The sequence below is a fragment of the Nocardia rhizosphaerihabitans genome, assembly GCF_014646295.1.
Taxonomy (GTDB): domain Bacteria; phylum Actinomycetota; class Actinomycetes; order Mycobacteriales; family Mycobacteriaceae; genus Nocardia; species Nocardia rhizosphaerihabitans.
Genome location: NZ_BMNE01000001.1, coordinates 772,655 through 790,663, shown reverse-complemented (window position 1 = coordinate 790,663; position 18,009 = coordinate 772,655). Strand labels below are relative to the sequence as shown.

Below are 18,009 nucleotides of genomic sequence, written 5' to 3'. Positions count from 1 at the left end.
TGTTGCTCATGACCGCTTGGGTGTTGCGAGCCACCGTTCTCGGCGCGTTGGTCGTCGCCTTACGGCTGCTGCTCGGATTCGCGATGGCGTCCGCGCCGACCTACGGCACGATCTGGCGGGCGGGCTGCCTCGTGGTGATCGTGGCCGTCGTCGTGGCCTGGGGCATGCGCGACGGCCGTTCGGGCACTGCCGCCGATCTCACCGTGCGCTGGCTGGCCGCGGGCGCCGTCGCCGGGCTCGCCAGCGGCGCGGTGTGCTGGGTGCTCGATCAGGTGCCCGGGATCGAACTCGGCGATGCCGGGGCGCTGTTCGAACTGACGTCCGCGGCCTCGTTCATCATGCTGCTGATCTTCCTGCCCGCGCTCGTCGGTGTCGCGTTCGGTCGCCGCCGCGCGCGGCGCACTCCCGAATCCGCTGCTCGGGTCTCCGAGCCGGAGTTCGCGCCCGCCACCTGAGCCTCGTTGGTGATCGTGCCCGGCAGGTTTCCTGCCGGGCACGACTCGTCTCAGAGCAGGATCGGACCGCCGGTGGAGCCTTCGCGGGCGATCGCCGAGTAGGCCGCCGCCAGCAGCGACGGATCCGGTCCCTCGAGACGACCCGGCTTGGCCAGGCCGTCGAGCACCACGAAACGCAGTACACCCGAGCGGGTCTTCTTGTCGGTCTGCATCGCGTCCATCAGCTGTGGCAGCGCGTCACCGTCGTAGGTGACCGGCAGGCCGACGCTCTCCAGGATGGTGCGGTGCCGGTCGGCGGTGGCGTCGTCGAGACGACCGGCCAGCCTGCCCAGCTCGGCCGCGAAGACCAGGCCGACGGACACGGCGGCGCCGTGACGCCACCGGTAGCGCTCGCGGCGCTCCACGGCGTGTCCGAGGGTGTGCCCGTAGTTCAGGATCTCGCGCAGGCTCGACTCCTTGAGGTCGGCCGCGACGACGTCGGCCTTGACCTGGATGGCCCGCCGGATCAGTTCCGGCAGCACGTCACCGGTGGGGTCGAGCGCGGCCTCCGGGTCGGCCTCGATGAGGTCCAGGATCACCGGGTCGGCGATGAAACCGGCCTTGATGATCTCGGCCATGCCCGCCACGATCTCGTTGCGGGGGACCGTCTCCAGGGTGGCGAGGTCGACCAGCACGGCGCTCGGCTCGTGGAAGCTGCCGACGAGGTTCTTGCCCGCCTCGGTGTTGATGCCGGTCTTGCCACCGACCGCCGCGTCGACCATCGCCAGCAACGTGGTCGGCACGTGCACGATGCGCACGCCGCGCATCCAGGTGGCGGCCACGAAGCCGGCCAGGTCGGTGGCCGCGCCGCCGCCCAGGCTGACGATGGCGTCGTTGCGGGTCAGCCCGATCCGGCCGAGCACCTCCCAGCAGAACCCGGCTACGGCCAGATCCTTGCCGTCCTCGGCGTCGGGGATCTCGATGCGGTGCGCGTCGATCCCGGTGTCGGCCAGTGCTTTGCGCACCACCTCGGCGGTCTCGGCCAGCGGCGGCTGATGGAAGATCGCCACGGTCCGCACGGCGTTGCCCGCGGTGACCGCCTCGACGAGGTCGCCGAGCAGCCCGCGGCCGATGATCACCGGGTACGGGTCGGCGGTGCGGACCTGGATGGTGGTCGGCTCTGTCACGTGCGCTGCTCCGATTCTTTCTGGTCGTTGTTCTTGCGTCTGCCGCCGCGTCGCCGCGGCCTGTTGCGCCGCGTGCGATCGGCCTGCGTCGCCGCGCGGTCCGCCTCGCCGGTCTGGCCAGCTCCGGCCCGCTGCCCGGTCGTCGCCGGTGTGCCGCGCTGACCCGCCGGGCGCTCCGGCGATGCCGCACCGGACTGCTCGGTGCCCGCCGCGCGCGTTGCGGCCCTGCTGTCGGCGTCGCGGTTCGTCGCGGCGGCCGAGCGGATGCGGACACCGCCACGACGGGATCTGGTCCGCCGTGACCGTCGGGTACCGGTCGTCCGTGCACCGGCGGCCTCACCTTGCGGCGTGCCGCTGCGAGTGCTCGCGGCGTCGCCGGTCGACGCGGTGTCGGTCCCGGATCGTGTTGTCGCCGAACCGGTCCGTTCGATCGTGTTCTGCTCGTTCGCCCTGCGGGCGGCCGCGGCGCGCGCCCTGGCCCGTCGCCGCGCCCTGGACCGGTTGCTGCCGATACCTGGCCTGCTGGTGACCGAACCCGAAGCGGCAGAGCCGGTTCCGCCGGCGGTGCGCTCGGCCTCGCGGTCGGTGCGCACCGATTCCAGGCCGAGTTTGGCCAGGATCATCCGCACCACCCGGCCGGGACTGCGCCCGTCGGTGCGCACCCGGACCGTGGCGACCTCGCGGTAGAGCGGTCGCCGGATGCGCATCAGCTCGCGGTACTTGGCGCCGGGATCGGCGCCGTTGAGCAGCGGCCTGGCATTGCTCGAACCGGTGCGCCGAAGTCCTTCGCCCACACTGATTTCCAGGTAGACCACGGTCGCCGCGCGCAACACCTCGCGGGTCTGCGCCGACAGCACCGACCCGCCACCGAGAGAGACGACGCCGTCGTGTTCGAGCACGGCCCGGCGCACCACTTCCTCCTCGATCCGGCGGAACTCCGGTTCGCCGTCGGTGGCGAAGATCTCGGGGATGGTACGGCCGGTGTCGGCCTCGATACCCGCGTCGGTGTCGTAGAGCTCGACACCGAGTTCCCTGGCCAGCTTGCGCCCGATCGTCGACTTGCCCGAGCCGGGCGGCCCGACCAGCACGACGCGCGCGCGAGGTGTGCTCACCTGCTCGGCGTCGACGGCCGCGTCGACGGCGTCGGACGAGTCACCGGCGGACCCTTCGGTGCCGACGCTCGATGGGGGGCCCGCGTCGTTGTCCTCCGCGGCCCCCTCCTGCCCCTGCCTGGTCACGACGTGCGGCTGTCCGCGGGCACGTGCGGGCGGTTGCCGATCCGCTTGACGTAACTGGTGATGTTGTCGAGGGTCTCGGTCAGCGAGTCGCCGCCGAACTTCTCCAGCGCGGCCTGAGCCAGCACCAGCGCCACCATCGATTCGGCGACCACGCCCGCCGCGGGCACCGCGCACACGTCCGAGCGCTGGTGGATGGCGACGGCTTCCTCGCCGCTGGACATGTCGACGGTCGCCAGCGCGCGCGGCACGGTCGAGATCGGCTTCATCGCGGCGCGCACCCGCAGGGCTTCGCCGTTGGTCATGCCGCCTTCGAGGCCGCCTGCCCGGTTGGTCGAGCGCAGCACGCCGTCGGGGCCGGGACGCATCTCGTCGTGCGCCTGGCTGCCCCGCCTGCGCGCGGTCTCGAAACCGTCGCCCACCTCGACGCCCTTGATCGCCTGAATGCCCATGAGGGCGGCGGCCAGGCGCGAGTCGAGGCGCTGCTCGCCGCTGGTGAACGAACCGAGCCCGATGGGCAGACCGGAGACGATCACCTCGACGACGCCGCCGAGGGTGTCGCCGTCCTTCTTGGCCGCCTCGATCTCGGCGATCATCGCCGCTTCGGCGTCGGCGTCGAACGCGCGGACCGGGCTGGCATCGATCGCGTCGAGATCGTGCGGGCCCGGGATGACACCGGTGGTGTTGGCCGCGGTGCCGATGGAGACCACATGCGAGATCACCTCGACGCCGAAGGCCTGGCGCAGGAAGTTGCGGGCGATGGTGCCCGCCGCGACGCGGGCCGCGGTCTCGCGCGCACTGGCCCGCTCGAGGATCGGCCGGGCATCGTCGAAGTTGTACTTGAGCATGCCGGAGTAATCGGCGTGCCCGGGGCGCGGACGGGTGAGCGGCGCGTTGCGCGCCATGCCGGCGAGCTCGGCCTCGTCGACCGGGTCGGCCGACATCACCTCGGTCCATTTGGGCCACTCGGAATTGGCGATCTCGATCGCGACCGGACCACCCATGGTCCGGCCGTGGCGCACGCCACCGACCAGGGTGACCTTGTCGGCCTCGAACTTCATGCGGGCGCCGCGCCCGTATCCGAGCCGGCGGCGCGCGAGCTGTGCGGAGACATCGTCCGATGTCACCTCGACTCCGGCGACCATCCCTTCCAGGAGGGCAACGAGAGCGGGACCATGGGATTCTCCGGCAGTTATCCAGCGCAACACGCCGACCATCTTCCCACGTCGACGCGCGTGGGCGGGCACGCGGTCCGACGTGACGAGCGGCACGTCGGTGGTGTGCTGGGCCGCGTGGTGGCGGCCACCGGGCCGATCGTGCTGCACCGACCCGCTCCGGCACGTCACCGGGACCCCGCGCCAGGTGCGTGCTCGGCTCGGCGCGTCGCGGTGCTCATGCCAGCGCCATCGCGGTCACGGTGGCCAGGCACATGGCCGGACCGTGCGGCACGACGCGCCGGGACGACGCCGACCGCATGCCCTCGGCCGGTTGTCCCAGCGTCGAGCGCAGCCAGTGGTTGCCGAGCACCACCGCCGCGGCCGTCGCGGTGAGCAGCGGCGCGGCGATCGCGGCCCACACCCAGGCGGGTGGCCCGGCGAGCGCGGCGGCGGCGCCCAGTCCCACCGCGAGTTTCACGTCACCGGCGCCGAGCGCGGTGGGCGAGAGCAGATGGGTGACCAGGTACGGCATCGTCAGCAACGCGGCCCCGATCACCGCCGTCCCCAGGTTGTCCGTCCACAGGGCGTACAGGAACACCGCGGCGGCACCGGCGCCGGTGAGCGCGTTGGGGAGCCGACGGGCATGGATATCGAGGACGCCGAGCAGCAGGCACCAGGCGATGAGCAGGCAGAACGCGGCAGTGGTCATGGCATCGATCGTGCTGCGCCCTGGCCACCGGATCGAGACCCCGACCGCGAATGTGGACAACTCCGGGCGATGTGGACAACACCGTCTCCAGTTACGGCGCCGGCGAACGCGACCACGCTGCGAAAAGTGCCGGGGTTCGGTGCCGACGTGTCGCTCGTTCGGCGGTAGCGTTGACCCATGTGTGCTGACTACACGGGTCCCGATCACGCGGCACGACGCGGCGCCCTGCGTAACCTGCTGGTGGAGAACGGCGTCGACGCGCTGCTGGTGACCGATCTGGTCAACATCCGCTACCTGACCGGCTTCACCGGATCCAACGCCGTGCTGCTCGTGCACTCCTGGGACATGCGTGGCGCGGAAGACCGCACCGTCATCGGCACCGACGGCCGCTACTCCGCCCAGGTGGCCCAGCAGGTGCCCGATCTGCGGGCCGAGATCTCCCGGGCCACCGCGCGCCGGATCCTCGAGCTGGGCGGGGAATGGCAGCTCGGCCGGGTCGGCTTCGAGAGCCATGTGGTGACCGTCGCCGAACACCAGTCGTTCCTGGAACAGCGGACCGGGCTGCAACTGGTGCCGACCAACGGGCTGGTCGAGCAGCTGCGCATGGTCAAGGACCCCTACGAGATCGCCCAGCTGCGCGCGGCCTGCGCGGCGGCCGACGCGGGCCTGGCGAGCCTGCTCGAGCGCGGCCTGATCCGGCCGGGCCGCACCGAACGCCAGGTGGCCCGCGACCTCGAGTGGGCGATGTTCGAGCACGGCGCCGAAGCCGTCTCGTTCGAGACGATCGTCGCCGCCGGCGTGAACTCCGCCGTTCCGCATCACCGTCCGACCGGCGCGGTGCTGGCCACCGGCGACTTCGTGAAGCTCGACTTCGGCGCCGTCGTCGACGGCTACCACTCCGACATGACCCGCACGCTCGTGCTCGGCACGCCCGCGGACTGGCAGCGCGAGATCTACGAACTGGTCGCCCGCTCGCAGGCGGCGGGCCGGGAGGCGCTGAAACCGGGCGCCGAGACCGCCGAGGTCGACGCGGCCGCCCGGGTCGTCATCGAGGACGCGGGCTACGGCCCGCAGTTCGTGCACGGCCTCGGACACGGGGTCGGGCTGCAGATCCACGAAGCGCCGGGAGTGGCGAAAACGAGTACCGGTACACTTCTTGCTGGCGTGGCGGTGACCGTCGAACCAGGTGTGTACCTTCCCGGCCGCGGCGGGGTCCGGATCGAGGACACGCTCGTGGTGCGCGAAGGGGTCCCGGACCTGCTCACCCTCACCAGCAAGGACCTGACCGTCGTCGAGTGACGCCGGTCCCCCAGAGACCGCAGTAAACGAACGAGGAGATCCGAGGACAGTGGCGGACACCAGCGACTTCAAGAACGGCCTTGTGCTGAAGATCGACGGTCAGCTCCAGCAGATCGTCGAATTCCAGCACGTGAAGCCGGGTAAGGGCCCCGCCTTCGTGCGGACCAAGCTGAAGAACGTCGTGTCCGGCAAGGTCGTCGACAAGACCTTCAACGCGGGCGTCAAGGTCGAGACCGCGACCGTCGATCGTCGCGACATGACCTACCTGTACCACGACGGCACCGACTACATCTTCATGGACGGTGACACCTTCGACCAGATCTCCATCCCGGAGGCCACCATCGGTCAGGGTGCGCGCTTCCTGCTGGAGAACATGGGCGTGCAGGTCGCCGTGCACGAGGACTCGCCGCTGTTCGTCGAGCTCCCCGTCACGATCGAGCTGGTCGTGCAGCACACCGACATCGGCCTGCAGGGCGACCGCTCCACCGGCGGCACCAAGCCCGCCACCCTCGAGACCGGCGCCGAGGTCCAGGTCCCGCTGTTCATCAACACCGGTGACAAGCTGAAAATCGACTCGCGCGACGGCAGCTACCTCGGCCGCGTCAACGCCTGATCGTGACGGACTCGCCGGCAGACAAGAAGGGCTCGTTCAAGAAGCTGGGCGCGCGCCACAAGGCGCGCCGCCGCGCCGTCGACCTGCTGTTCGAGGCGGAGGCGCGCGATGTCGACGTCTCCGACCTGCTCGCGGAACGCGCTGACCTCGCGACCCGCGACCAGAGCGTGGCTCCCGTGCACGCCTACACCTCGGTCCTGGTCGAAGGCGTCGCCGACGACCTGGACCGCGTCGACGGCACCATCGAGGGCTACCTGCAGGACTGGACGCTGTCCCGCCTGCCTGCCGTCGACCGGGCGATTCTGCGGATCGCGGTGTGGGAGTTGTTCCACGCCACCGACGTTCCCCCGGTGGTCGCGGTCGACGAGGCCGTCGAGCTGGCCAAGGAGCTGTCCACCGACGACTCGCCGTCGTTCGTGAACGGCGTGCTCGGCCAGGTCGTGCAGGTGGCACCGCAGGTGCGCGCCGCCGCGGCCGCCACCAGGGCAGCGCGTCCCGCGCCGGAGGACCGGTCGTGACGAACAAGTACCTTGTAATGGTCATGCGCACACCGAATTTCGACCAGTCCGTGGTCGAACCGCACCGCGCGTTCCTGCAGGAGCTGCTCGCCAAGGGCCAGCTGCAGGAGAGCGGCCGGTTCACCGACGGCACCGGTGGCGCCTACGTCGTCCTGGCCGAAAGCCTCGACGCCGCAACGGCAATCGCGCACGCCGACCCGGTGCACACCACCGGAGCGTCGGAACTGACGATCTACGAATGGGAGATCGCCGTCTCGGCGTGAAGCCTTCCGACGACAGCCGCGCATCCTCGAGGGATGCGCGGCTGTCGCCGTTTCGCGCATGAGCATTGGCGACGGTAGAACGTGCCGCTGTATGGTTAGCTTCTGCTGCGGAAGGAGGTCGTGATGACCGAAGCCTTGCTCAAGATCGGTGAACTCGCCGCCCGCGCCGAAGTCAGTACGCGCACGATCGACCACTACACCAGCATCGCTCTGCTCGCACCGGCCCAACGCAGCGCAGGCAACTACCGCCTCTACAACCCCGCCGACGTCGACCGTATCCACCTGATCCAGCGCCTCGAGGCTCAAGGGATTCCGCTGGAGGAGATCGCGACCGCGCTGAACAGCAGCCCCCGGGATATGAACGAGGTCCTCGCCCGCCTCGACGAAGACCTGAGGAACCTGCAGACCGTCACCGAGACCGCGCCCGTCGAGATCCACGGACTGCTCAACATCATCGCCACCCGCGTGCACTCGCTGGTCGCGGTCGCCATGCAGCTTCCACCGGACCTGCCGATCCTCTGATCAGTCGCCGACGGCGACATCGGCGACGATGACGGTGACGTTGTCGGGGCCGCCGTTGAGCAGAGCGAGTTCGACCAGCTGGTCGGCGCACTCGGCCACGGTGGCGGCCGAACGCAGGAACTCGCCGATCTTCTCCTCGGTGACCACGTCGGACAATCCGTCCGAGCACAGCAGGTATCGGTCGCCGGGTTCGGCTTCGCCGAGCACCAGCGTCGGGGTGACCGGATCACCGGTGAGCGCGCGCAGGATCAGCGAGCGGCGAGGATGGGTTCTGGCCTGTTCGGCGGTGATGTGGCCTGCCTCGACGAGGCTTTGCACGAAGGTGTCGTCGCGGGTGATCTGGGCCAGTTCGCCGCCGCGCAGGAGGTAGGCGCGGGAGTCCCCGACATGGGCCAGCCCGTACCGGGTGCCGTCGAACAGCATCGCGGTGAGCGTCGTCCCCATGCCGTTCAGCTCGGTCGAACGGGCAGCCTGCTCGGCGATGGCGCTGTTGCCGCGCAGGACAGCCTGTTCGAGACGGTCGAGCAGTTCTCCCTCGTGTTCGTGTTCGAGGGGCAGGAGCGCGGCGATCATCAGTCCGGAGGCGACTTCGCCCGCGGCGTGGCCACCCATCCCGTCGGCCAGCGCCAGCAGACGGTGCCCGGCGTGGACGGAGTCTTCGTTGCCCTCCCGGACCAAGCCGCGATGAGTGCGCGTGGCGCAGGTCAGCTGTGTGTTCACGAGGCCACCTTCGTTCGGTATAGAGGGATCAGATCTCGGCCGCGGACTGCAGCAGCCGCTCCAGGACATCGGTGATGGTGAGCAGGCCGACCAGCTCCGCACTGTCCGGACTGGTGACCAGGCTCAGGTGGCTACGGGTTTCGCGCATCGTGCGCAGCGCCTCGTATACCGGCACGGTCGTGGCGATTTCCAGCACCGGCCGCATGAGCTCGCCCGCGGTGGTGCCGGGTGCGGCGGTGAGGCTGTCGCGCACGTGGATCACACCGCGCACGCCGTCGCGGTCGCGGACCAGCAACCGCAGGTGCCCGGTGGCGCGGGAGGCAGCCTGGATCGCGGCGGTGTCGGCGTCCGGCGGCACCGAGTTCGGCGCGGTGTTCGGTGCGACGATGTCGCCGACGGTCAGCTGTTCCAGTTCCAGTGCGCTGGTCAGGTTTCCGCGGTATCGCTCGTCGAGGGTGCCGACGGTCGCCGAGTGTTCGACCAGGTGTCGCAGGCCTGCCGGGTTCTGCCCGGCGTCGACCTCGTCGACCGGGGTGACGCCGACTGTGCGCAGGCACCAGTTGGCGGCGTGGTTCAGCGAGACGAGCACCGGTCGGGTGAGGGTCATGAACAGCTGCATCGGCAGCGCGAGCAGCGTGGCCGACTTCTCGGGGTGCGCGATCGCCCACGACTTCGGCGCCATCTCGCCGACCACCAGGTGCAGGAAGGTCACCACGATCAGCGCCAGCACGAAGCCCGCGGCATCGGCCACCCACAGCGGTGCCCCGAGATGCTCGATCAGCGGGGTGATCCAGTGGTGCACAGCGGGTTTGGTGACCGCGCCCAGCGCCAGCGTGCAGACGGTGATGCCCAGCTGGGAACCGGCGAGCAAAACCGGCAACTCGGCCGAACCGCGCAACGCGGCCCGTGCGGCCCGGCTGGTCGGCGCGGCGTCTTCGAGCCGATGCCGACGGGCGGCGATCAGCGCGAATTCGACGGCGACGAAGAACGCGCTGGCCGCGATCAGCACGATGGTCATCGCGACGACGACCCAGGGATTACTCATCGCCGCCTCGCTCGGATCGGACGGTCAGCGACACCGACGACGGAACGTGTTTACCGATTGCCCGTACCTCGGCGAGAACCGTCCGCGCCGCCGGCGGCTGCTCGGCGAGGAAGTCGGCGCCGCTGGGCGGCACCGCGATGTCCACCCGATCGCCCACCTGTGGCAGTCCGCCGAACACGCTGATGACCAGACCCGCGATGGTCTCGTAGTCACCGTGCGGCAATTCGAGGTCGAGCAGCCGTTCGGCTTCGTCCAGATGCAGGTCACCGGCGACGAGCCAGCCCTCACCGTCGGCGATGATCTCGGCGGTACCGGTGTCGTGTTCGTCGGCGATCTCACCGACGAGTTCCTCGGCGATGTCCTCGACGGTGACGATGCCGGCGAACCCGCCGTATTCGTCGACGACGAGGGCCATCTCCTCTTTCGCGGCACTGAGCCGGGTGAACACCTCGGGCAGCGGCAGCGACTCGGGGACCAGCAGTGCCGGACGCATCCAGTCTCCCGCGGTGCCCGTCACCGGCCCGTCGAGCAGATCGTGCAGATGGATGACACCGCGCAGGTCATCGCTGCTGGTGCCGACTACCGGGTATCGGGTGTGTCCAGAACCCATGCGCGCCAGGACCTGTCCGGCCGGTTCGTCCACCGGCACGGTGTCGACCTGGGCCCGCGGAATCATCGCGTGTTCGGCGTTGGCCGAGGGGAAATCCAGGATCCGGTCCAGCAGCGTCGAGAGCTCCCTGGGCAGTTCGCCCGCCTCGCGCGAGGCGGCGACGATGTGCTCGAGGTCGCGTGGGGTCGCCGAATGTTCCACATCGTGGACCGGCTCGATCCGCAGCAACCTCAGCAAGATGTTCGCCGACTGATCGAAAAGCCAGATCAGCCAGCCGAATACGCGAAGGTAGGCCGTCGTCGAGCGGGCCAGCCTGCGCGCGACCGGCTCGGGCCGGGCGATCGCGAGATTCTTCGGGAACAGTTCGCCGAACAGCATCTGCACCAGGGTGGAGAACACGATGGCGAGCACGGTGCCGACCGCCACACCGATCGCCACCGGCACACCGACCCCGCCGAGCAGCTCGCCGAGCCCGCGCCCGATCAACGGCTCGGCCACATAGCCGACGAGCAGACCCGTCACGGTGATACCGAGTTGGGCGCCCGACAGCATGAACGAGGTCCGCCGGGTCACGGCGAGCGCGCGCCCCGCCGCACTGTCACCGGTCTCGGCGCGCGCCTTCAGTCGCGACCTGTCCACCGCCATGTACGCGAATTCCTGGGCAACGAAGTACCCCGTCAGTGCGGTGATGAGCAGGACGACGGCGATACCGGCGGCGACGCTCAGGACGGTCAGCATGCGCCGACCTCGTCGGAGGGGCCGCGGCGGAATCGCTCAGCGGCAGAGTGCTCGGGAGGACGAGGTTCACGCGCGCCGCGAGATCCCTCCTGGTCTGATTCACCATCCGGCATACGCATCACACTAACACGTGCCACTGTATGGTTGCCCGAGCCGATTCCTTGCCTCGGCTGTCACGACACGTCTCGCCAATTCGCCTATCCGTCAGACAGTTTCGGGCCTTGGCGCTGCCGACGTTCCGGTAAACCAGACAGTGGCACGTGCTAGTGTGCGAATGGTCGGTACCTTTCGTGCCGCGACGATCGATGGGAGATATCGGTATGGGTGTCAGTTTGTCCAAGGGTGGCAATGTCTCACTGACCAAGGCGGCGCCGAACCTCACCGCGGTCGCGGTCGGCCTGGGCTGGGACCTGCGGACCACCACCGGGACGGATTTCGATCTCGACGCCAGCGCGATCGGGCTGGGCGCCGACAAGAAGGTTGCCTCGAGCGGGCACTTCGTCTTCTTCAACAACCTGAAGTCGCCGGAGGGTGCGATCGAGCACGCCGGTGACAACCGGACCGGCGAGGGTGAGGGCGACGACGAGGTGATCAACGTCGATCTGGCCGGCACTCCGGCGACGATCGACTCCATCGTGTTCCCGGTCTCGATCTACGACGGCGCGAACCGCAGCCAGTCCTTCGGGCAGGTGCGCAACGCCTACATTCGCGTGGTGGATCGCAGCAACGGCGAGGAACTCGCCCGCTACGACCTGTCCGAGGACGCGTCCACCGAGACCGCGATGGTCTTCGGTGAGCTGTACCGCAACGGCGCGGAGTGGAAGTTCCGCGCCATCGGCCAGGGTTACGCGTCCGGTCTGGAAGGCATCGCCCGGGACTTCGGCGTCAACCTCTGACGTCGATCCCGACGGCCTCCGCCGGTGGGTGTACGGGAAACCGGCGGAGGCGCGACCGACGCCGGGTGGCGCGGTGTCGGGTGTGCGCGGGGCACGACGGTGATCTTGCTACCTCGAGTGCACTCGAGGTCAACTCGGTTCAGCGGTCGGCGCGGACCAGTGGTGCGAGGAAGCCGGTGACCTGCGCCGTCGACGGCTGGCCGAGGCGGCGGCCGAGGACGTCCGGGGCATCGGCGGCGGCGCGGCATCGGTCGGGATCGGTGTTCGCGGGGTCGGCCGAATAGCGTTCGCCGATCATGACGGCCCGCCCGGCTTCCCGTCCGGTGCGCAGTTCGTAGACGGTGATCTCGTAGGTCGCCCGGAACAGGTTGACGGTGCGGCCGATGGGAGTGCCTGGGGCAGGCGGGAATTGGCAGGTCTGGACGAGGTCGCCCAGGCTCACCTGCTGCATGCATGCGATGAGCTGGACCGACGACGTGTCGCTCGGATGCCAGGCGCTCGAATCGCTGGTGGCGACCATCGTGGCGAGTTCGCCCGACAGGTAGATCGGCCGCACGCCGTCGCGCTGGTATTCGGCGGCATTCGGGAACGGCTTCCGGTCACCGCACATCCGGTCGTAGTCCGCCATCTCGAACCGGCTCGCCTGTACCGCGGTGATCGCGAAGAACGCCACCCCGAACAGCACGATGAACAGGATCAATCCCACACCGGGACCGATCCGGATCCGGCGCTGTCTGCGTTCGCTCCGCTCCCGCACGGGGGTGCTACGCCACCGTTCGAGCAGCGACGGCCCGGCCGATTTGTGCTGTACCCGCTCCCGCAGCCGGCTCGGCGCGGCCGGCCGCACCGAGGTCTGGTCGCGTTCCATCCAGTCGGTCCAATGGTCGGATCTGTCGAAGTGCTCCGCCGATGGCGCGTCGCCCCGGTGTGCCGGATCGGGGTCCGGCGACGAACTGGACGACCATGCTGCGGCAGCCCCGGCTACGCCGGCGGCGGCCCCGACCGCGGCTGCTGCGGCGGGCGCTGCGTACTCAGCGTGCGGCGCTTCGAGACCCGAGTATTCCGGATCCTCGTCCACGGGCCATGGCTCGTAGTCCGAATCGTCGTATTCCTGCGATTCGTGTTCGTCGGCGGGATCGTTCGCGGGCGGAATCTCCCTGCTCACAACCTGGCTCGCGGCGGAGCGATTGTCAGCCGGTGTACTGGCCGAGCCGTCGTCGGTGTCCGCTGAGGGTTCGGCGGGGGACTCAGCGGCCGACTTCGTCAGTGACACAACACTTGCCGATTCGACACCGGTCGGCGGGGCGGTGGCAGTCGTTTGTTCGTCTGTGACGCCTTCGCCCGGGTCCGCTGTGGGAGCGGTAGTTTCGTCGGGTGACGTATTCGCGTCGTCATCTCCGTCGACTGCTTCGCTGTCGACACCCTCGCCACGGAGATCGCCAGCGGCGCCGGAATTCGCGCCGGCACTCGAATTCGACTCTGTCACTTCACTACCCGCTGCGTCGTCGGCACCAGAAGGCGCGGTTTCGTCGGCGCGCGTACCGGCCTCGCTTGCTGCCGCGTGATCCACCGGCGGGGTGGCGGTTCCGCTGTCATCGGTCTCTGTCGAGGATGAGGTGTTCTGCGAGGCGGCTTCCTGTGAAACCTCTGCTGCGGCAGGCACGCTCACCAATCCCGCCAAGGGCGAAACGGCATCGGCCGGATCGCTGGGCGCCTCTGCACTTCCCGGAGTCGAAGTCTCGGATCGCTCGTCGGCACCGGATTCTTGTTCGGGGGAGCGCTGTTCGGGACGGTGCGTTGTCTCGGGCACCTCGGCCGATGCCGCCGACGCGCGCGGCCGATGCGCGAGCCGATCGATCGCGGCGAGAAACGCGGGCGTACTCGCCTGCGCGAGCCGCGTACTCACCCGCGACGAACCGGTCGCCCCGGAACTCACGGCAGTGTCCGTTTCCTCGGTGTCACCGAGTTCGATCGAGGTCCCGGATGGGGGTCGGCTGGTGGTCGACGGATCGAGCCGCGCGGGAAAACCCTGATCCGCCAAAGCGACCCGGCTGGGCAGCAAGTGGCTGAGGTTCAGCGCCGCGAACACCCGGCGCACATCGTTGACGCTGAGCCGGACCGTGCGCCCGGTCTCGGCGTGGAAATAGTCGTGCAGGGCCGTCGAGTCGTCGCGATGGACGAGGACGGCCCGGTATCCGTCGGCGATGCGGGCCTCTTCGAGGGTGATCTGCGATCCGGGCTGGGGGACCAGCGCGACCACCGCGTTCACCCACCCGAAGATCCCGGACTGCTGCAGCAGGTTCTTCGCCGCGAACACCTGCCGACGCACCTGGACGAACGGATTCGGCACCCGCACCGCGTGATAGAGCGCGGCCTCCTCGCCGCCGACCGTCCACGGCCCGTTGGGTGGGGTGGCGAGCGTGCCGTCCTGGCGGACGGTGAACCCCTTCACCTCCACCACGGTGGCGCCTTGCGGCGTGCACACCAGCGCGTCGACTTCGACCGATCCGCCCCGGCTCTCCGGCACATGACACCGGAACACCGCGACGCCACCCACCGCGGACGCCCAGTCGCGGATCGCCGCGCCGACGACCTCTTCTGCGCCTTCGAGTTCGGTTTCGTCCGCGACAACGACGATCACCACGACCCCCTGTGCAACCGATTGCGGACCTCTACCAGGATACGGCTTACGTGAGCGACATCGAAACCGAATCTCGTTGCCGAGCAACGGGATCGGCAATCGCGATTACCGCTCTCACCGCGGGGCGCCGGGGAACCGCCCCGGCGCGGGTTCCGCGGCTGTGGGCCGAACCCACTCCAGTGGTGGCCGGGTGACCTGACCTGCGACGATGGCCAGTCCCGTCGGCCGGTCCACCGCGACGAATCCGAAGGGCCGATCGATGCGCACCGAGGTGATCGTCGACGAAGTCCGCCGCCGGGCGCCGCTGCGTGTCATGGCGACCGCGGAGATAGCGGCAGCTTCGAAGCCGGTGGCATCGAAGCGGGCGACGACATTCTGGCCCGCGGCCTCCACGGCCAGCGGCGCCGGGCTGAGCCCGGGGAAATGGCCTTGTTGCCGGTCGAGCGCGGCGGAGAGGCCGAACAGCGCGGCATGGTCGGTGAGGTCGTGGGTGGCCGCGACCTCGAACGGTGGCATGGTCAGCGCCACGGAATCCTGGCCACCATAGGTTTCCCGCCGCATCACGGTCAGGCAGGGCGCGGTCGTGCCGACGGGGAGGTCGGTGCGCACCGGGACAGCACCGTCGAACGCGGCGAGACCTGCGGCGACGGCCTGCTGTGGACTGCCTGCGCCGATGAGCAGGTGGACGTCGAGTTCGCCACGGCCGGTGACGATCACCCGCGTCACCTCGTCACCCAGAATCGCAACGCTGCCGTCGGGAGAGGTGCTGCGGTACAGACCGGGGCCACGATGCCCTTGCCACGGTCCGGATTCGGGGGTGTACAGGATCTCGTCGAACGGCGTCGCCCAGCGAGTCCGCGCCAGCAGCGCGGTCGCCAGCGCGAAGAGGGTGTTCTCCGTGATCGGGACCGGGAACTTCTCGATCAACCCGTCGGTCTTCTCCCGTGCCCACTTGTCCAGTGCGGCAGGGTCGTCGAGCGTCCCCACGGTGCCCGCGGGCAGGGAGGCGACCCAGTCGTCGCGCAACGGCAGTCCCGGCTGTACCCAGGCACCGATCGCCGTCGACACCTCCCGCGACGCGTCGAGCGAGGCCAACATCGCCAGCCCGGCCGCGTGCGCCTGCTCCGCCGGAACCCCTACCGCGGCGGCCAGCTCGGCCCTGGCCTGCCCGCTCGCAGCGTCGGCCAGCACCGCGAGCAACGGCCACAACCCCGCCGCCGACACCACCGCGTCCTCGCCCCCGAACGTCCGGCACCACCGCGCGGTCAGCTCGTTCGACGAACGGACATGCGCCATCAGTGAACTCCCCATGCCCGGATCCTACGACCAGACCCCGACACCCCGCAGCCCCCGTCGCGCGGTGGGTCAGTCCCGCACGATGCCCAGCCACACGTAATCCCTGGCCCGCGTCACCGCGACGAACTGCTGACGCATGGTCAGCTCGTAGCGTTCCCGCTCGGCCTCGGTGGTCGGCGGCGCGGGCTCGGTGCAGGGGTGGATGACCGCGCGGAAGTCCAGACCTTTGGCGCGGTAGACGGTGCCGACCTTGACGCCGGTGTCCTGTTCGGCGCAGCGGTAGTCGACCAGGTGCTGCGCGGGCAGCCCCCATCGGCGCAGCAGGCCGAGCAGGTACTCCGCCTCGGCGTTCGTGATCGTGATGATGGCGGTGTCCGACAACGAGATTCCCTCGGCGACGATGCGATCCAGCTGGCTGCGAACCTGGTCGCCCACCTCGGCACGGGTGCAGACCCAGTGTTCGGCGTAGCCGTCCGGCAATACCGAGTCGGTGAGGTCGATCGCCTGCGGTTCGTGCGTCTCGGCGTCCTCGACCGGCCGGGCTCCGGGCAGGCTCGCCGCCAGTTTCAGGATCGCGCGCCGGTTGCGGTAATTTCTGGTGAGCCGTTCGCTGCGTCCGACGATGTTGATGCCGGCGTCGGCGAACCGCCAGCCGCCCGCGTAGATCTGCTGCTGCCGGTCGCCGACGAACAACAGCGAGTTCGGTTCGCCGCCGGTGAGCGCATGGACCAATCGCACGCTCTGCACGGTCATGTCCTGAACCTCGTCGACGACGACCATCGCGTAGGGCCGGTCCAGTGGTTCGGTGCGCAGGGCATCGAGCGCGGCGGAAATGATGTCGTTCCCGTCGAAGCACTGCCGCTCGGAGCGGATCGACTCGTACTCCTCGTACAACGCCCACACGTGCCTGCGCTGGCTGGTGCGCAGTCCGACGCGCCGACCACGCCGATCCACTGCGGCGTACTCGTCGAAGCCTGCCTCGGTGGCGGGCAGGCCGCGCCCCTTGATCACCCGATCGATCTCTTCCCGCCAGTAGCGGCGATCGGATTCGATGGCGACCAACGGACCAGGTCGACCAACGTGCATCCACGCCAGGTTGAACGCCGTCTCGGTGCGGGGGAGCTCCATCACCCGGCGAATACCTCGGCCCGACAAGAACTCCTGCGCCCAGGAATGCAGATTCGTGAAGGTCGCGCGCCCCGCCGCGTCGGGGAGCAGCCGCGCGAAGGCGGATTCCTGACAGGGCGGCAGGTTCTTCACAAGTGTCGTGAACAGCAGCGGCCCGGTGCTGCGCCGGGCGCGATGGGCCATGCGGTGCAGCGCAAGCACGGTCTTCCCGGTTCCCGCAGGCCCGACTATCCGCGCCGGACCGTTGTAGTTCCGGCTGACCAGCGCATTCTGTGCGGGGTCGAGGAACGCTGTCCATGTCGGGAACGGTTTGGCCAGCGCACCGGCGAGATGGTCGGTGTGCAGCGACTCCACCTCGAGCAGACCCGCCACCTCGACCGGCTCCGGCTCCGGAACGAGCTGCGGAATCGGTCGATAGTCGGAGTTGCGCCGGGCGGTGTGCTCGGCGAGCTCACCACCCAGCCGGGCGGGCATCACCGAACGCCGTCCGGCCAACTGGTGGACGGTCGTGTCGGTGCACACGACGAACCGGCCGTCGACGCCCGCGGACCGTCCCGGCGGCAGCACGAATACCAATTCGACTGTCTCCCGCACGAACTCGTTGCGATTCGGCCCGATCACCACCCCGGTGAACAACTGCTCGGCATGCGCCCGCAGCCGCCGCACCTCTGCTTCGCCGGGCAATTCGTCGACCACATTGAGAGCAAGCACACCACCCTGCCCGATCAGCAGCGCGTCACACCGCCCCGCCGGCGCCGGCTGCGTACGGTGCAGCAACAGCCGCCACCGCTGCCGCCCCGCCATCAGCAACGCGGTGTAGACATTGCGCGAGCGCCCCGCCAACTCCCCGATGGTGTCCGCGAGCATCTGCTCGCCGCGCCGCCGCAGAATTTCCCGATCATTGCTGGACGTCATGTCGACCACCCCCGCTTGGTCCGCGTACTCCGCCCCTTCGAGTATGAGCGAATCACCCAGTAACAGAAGCGGTTTCGCCGGAG

The 18,009-nt window shown here is 69.5% G+C and carries 15 protein-coding genes and 2 pseudogenes; 7 read left to right on the top strand and 10 right to left on the bottom strand.

Going from position 1 to position 18,009, the window contains the following annotated elements; genetic code table 11:
• The first annotated feature begins 8 nt into the window (after positions 1–8).
• Entirely contained in the window at positions 9–455 is a 447-nt protein-coding gene (locus tag IEY60_RS03515) for a B-4DMT family transporter (RefSeq protein ID WP_229739513.1), read from the top strand.
• A gap of 50 nt (positions 456–505) precedes the next feature.
• Here IEY60_RS03515 and aroB read toward each other — a convergent pair whose 3' ends face one another.
• From aroB to IEY60_RS03495, 4 genes and pseudogenes are all read right to left on the bottom strand, one after another.
• Positions 506–1,621, bottom strand: coding sequence for a 3-dehydroquinate synthase (gene aroB / locus IEY60_RS03510; protein WP_189023672.1), 1,116 nt, complete (start codon positions 1,619–1,621; stop codon positions 506–508).
• A 605-nt stretch (positions 1,622–2,226) separates the two neighbouring features.
• Positions 2,227–2,733, bottom strand: a pseudogene (locus IEY60_RS35480) (shikimate kinase); the annotation flags it as partial.
• A gap of 122 nt (positions 2,734–2,855) precedes the next feature.
• Positions 2,856–4,064 (bottom strand): chorismate synthase, encoded by a 1,209-nt coding sequence (gene aroC, locus IEY60_RS03500; protein WP_189024880.1) that lies wholly within the window; start codon positions 4,062–4,064, stop codon positions 2,856–2,858.
• A 184-nt stretch (positions 4,065–4,248) separates the two neighbouring features.
• Positions 4,249–4,722, bottom strand: a complete 474-nt coding sequence (locus IEY60_RS03495; RefSeq protein ID WP_189023670.1) for a prepilin peptidase — start codon at positions 4,720–4,722, stop codon at positions 4,249–4,251.
• Positions 4,723–4,899: 177 nt separating this feature from the next.
• Here IEY60_RS03495 and IEY60_RS03490 point away from each other — a divergent pair, with 177 nt between their 5' ends.
• From IEY60_RS03490 to IEY60_RS03470, 5 genes are all read left to right on the top strand, one after another.
• Complete coding sequence (locus tag IEY60_RS03490; protein ID WP_189023668.1) at positions 4,900–6,021, top strand: M24 family metallopeptidase; 1,122 nt, start codon at positions 4,900–4,902, stop codon at positions 6,019–6,021.
• A gap of 49 nt (positions 6,022–6,070) precedes the next feature.
• Positions 6,071–6,634: an elongation factor P gene (efp, locus tag IEY60_RS03485; protein WP_189023666.1), complete on the top strand. Its 564-nt coding sequence runs from the start codon at positions 6,071–6,073 to the stop codon at positions 6,632–6,634.
• A 2-nt stretch (positions 6,635–6,636) separates the two neighbouring features.
• A complete protein-coding gene (gene nusB / locus IEY60_RS03480; protein ID WP_189023664.1) occupies positions 6,637–7,152 on the top strand; it encodes a transcription antitermination factor NusB in 516 nt (171 codons plus the stop codon).
• Complete coding sequence (locus IEY60_RS03475; protein ID WP_229739512.1) at positions 7,149–7,415, top strand: YciI family protein; 267 nt, start codon at positions 7,149–7,151, stop codon at positions 7,413–7,415. Before nusB ends, IEY60_RS03475 begins: the two co-directional genes overlap by 4 nt.
• A 123-nt stretch (positions 7,416–7,538) precedes the next feature.
• Complete coding sequence (locus IEY60_RS03470) at positions 7,539–7,937, top strand: MerR family transcriptional regulator (protein WP_189023662.1); 399 nt, start codon at positions 7,539–7,541, stop codon at positions 7,935–7,937.
• 15 nt (positions 7,938–7,952) lie between these two features.
• On the opposite strand, the pseudogene IEY60_RS03465 reads toward IEY60_RS03470, so the two are convergent.
• The 3 genes and pseudogenes from IEY60_RS03465 to IEY60_RS03455 all read right to left on the bottom strand — a co-directional run.
• A pseudogene (locus IEY60_RS03465) lies at positions 7,953–8,657 on the bottom strand (PP2C family protein-serine/threonine phosphatase); the annotation flags it as partial.
• Between the two features lie 28 nt (positions 8,658–8,685).
• A complete protein-coding gene (locus IEY60_RS03460) occupies positions 8,686–9,702 on the bottom strand; it encodes a hemolysin family protein (RefSeq protein WP_189023658.1) in 1,017 nt (338 codons plus the stop codon).
• Complete coding sequence (locus IEY60_RS03455; protein ID WP_189023656.1) at positions 9,695–11,050, bottom strand: hemolysin family protein; 1,356 nt, start codon at positions 11,048–11,050, stop codon at positions 9,695–9,697. The genes IEY60_RS03460 and IEY60_RS03455 overlap by 8 nt, the downstream gene beginning before the upstream one ends.
• A 320-nt stretch (positions 11,051–11,370) precedes the next feature.
• On the opposite strand from IEY60_RS03455, the gene IEY60_RS03450 reads away from it, so the two are divergent.
• Positions 11,371–11,946, top strand: coding sequence for a TerD family protein (locus tag IEY60_RS03450; protein WP_189023654.1), 576 nt, complete (start codon positions 11,371–11,373; stop codon positions 11,944–11,946).
• Positions 11,947–12,085: 139 nt separating this feature from the next.
• Here the strand turns inward: IEY60_RS03450 and IEY60_RS03445 are convergent, their stop codons facing one another.
• The 3 genes from IEY60_RS03445 to IEY60_RS03435 form a co-directional block, all read right to left on the bottom strand.
• Complete coding sequence (locus IEY60_RS03445) at positions 12,086–14,587, bottom strand: NERD domain-containing protein (protein ID WP_189023653.1); 2,502 nt, start codon at positions 14,585–14,587, stop codon at positions 12,086–12,088.
• A gap of 114 nt (positions 14,588–14,701) precedes the next feature.
• Positions 14,702–15,898 carry a serpin family protein gene (locus tag IEY60_RS03440; RefSeq protein ID WP_189023652.1) on the bottom strand — a complete coding sequence of 399 codons (1,197 nt, stop codon included), beginning with the start codon at positions 15,896–15,898 and terminating at the stop codon, positions 14,702–14,704.
• Positions 15,899–15,952: 54 nt separating this feature from the next.
• The gene (locus tag IEY60_RS03435) at positions 15,953–17,926 is read right to left on the bottom strand and encodes a UvrD-helicase domain-containing protein (RefSeq protein ID WP_189023651.1); all 1,974 of its coding nucleotides are present in this window, start codon (positions 17,924–17,926) and stop codon (positions 15,953–15,955) included.
• Between the last annotated feature and the right edge of the window lie 83 nt (positions 17,927–18,009).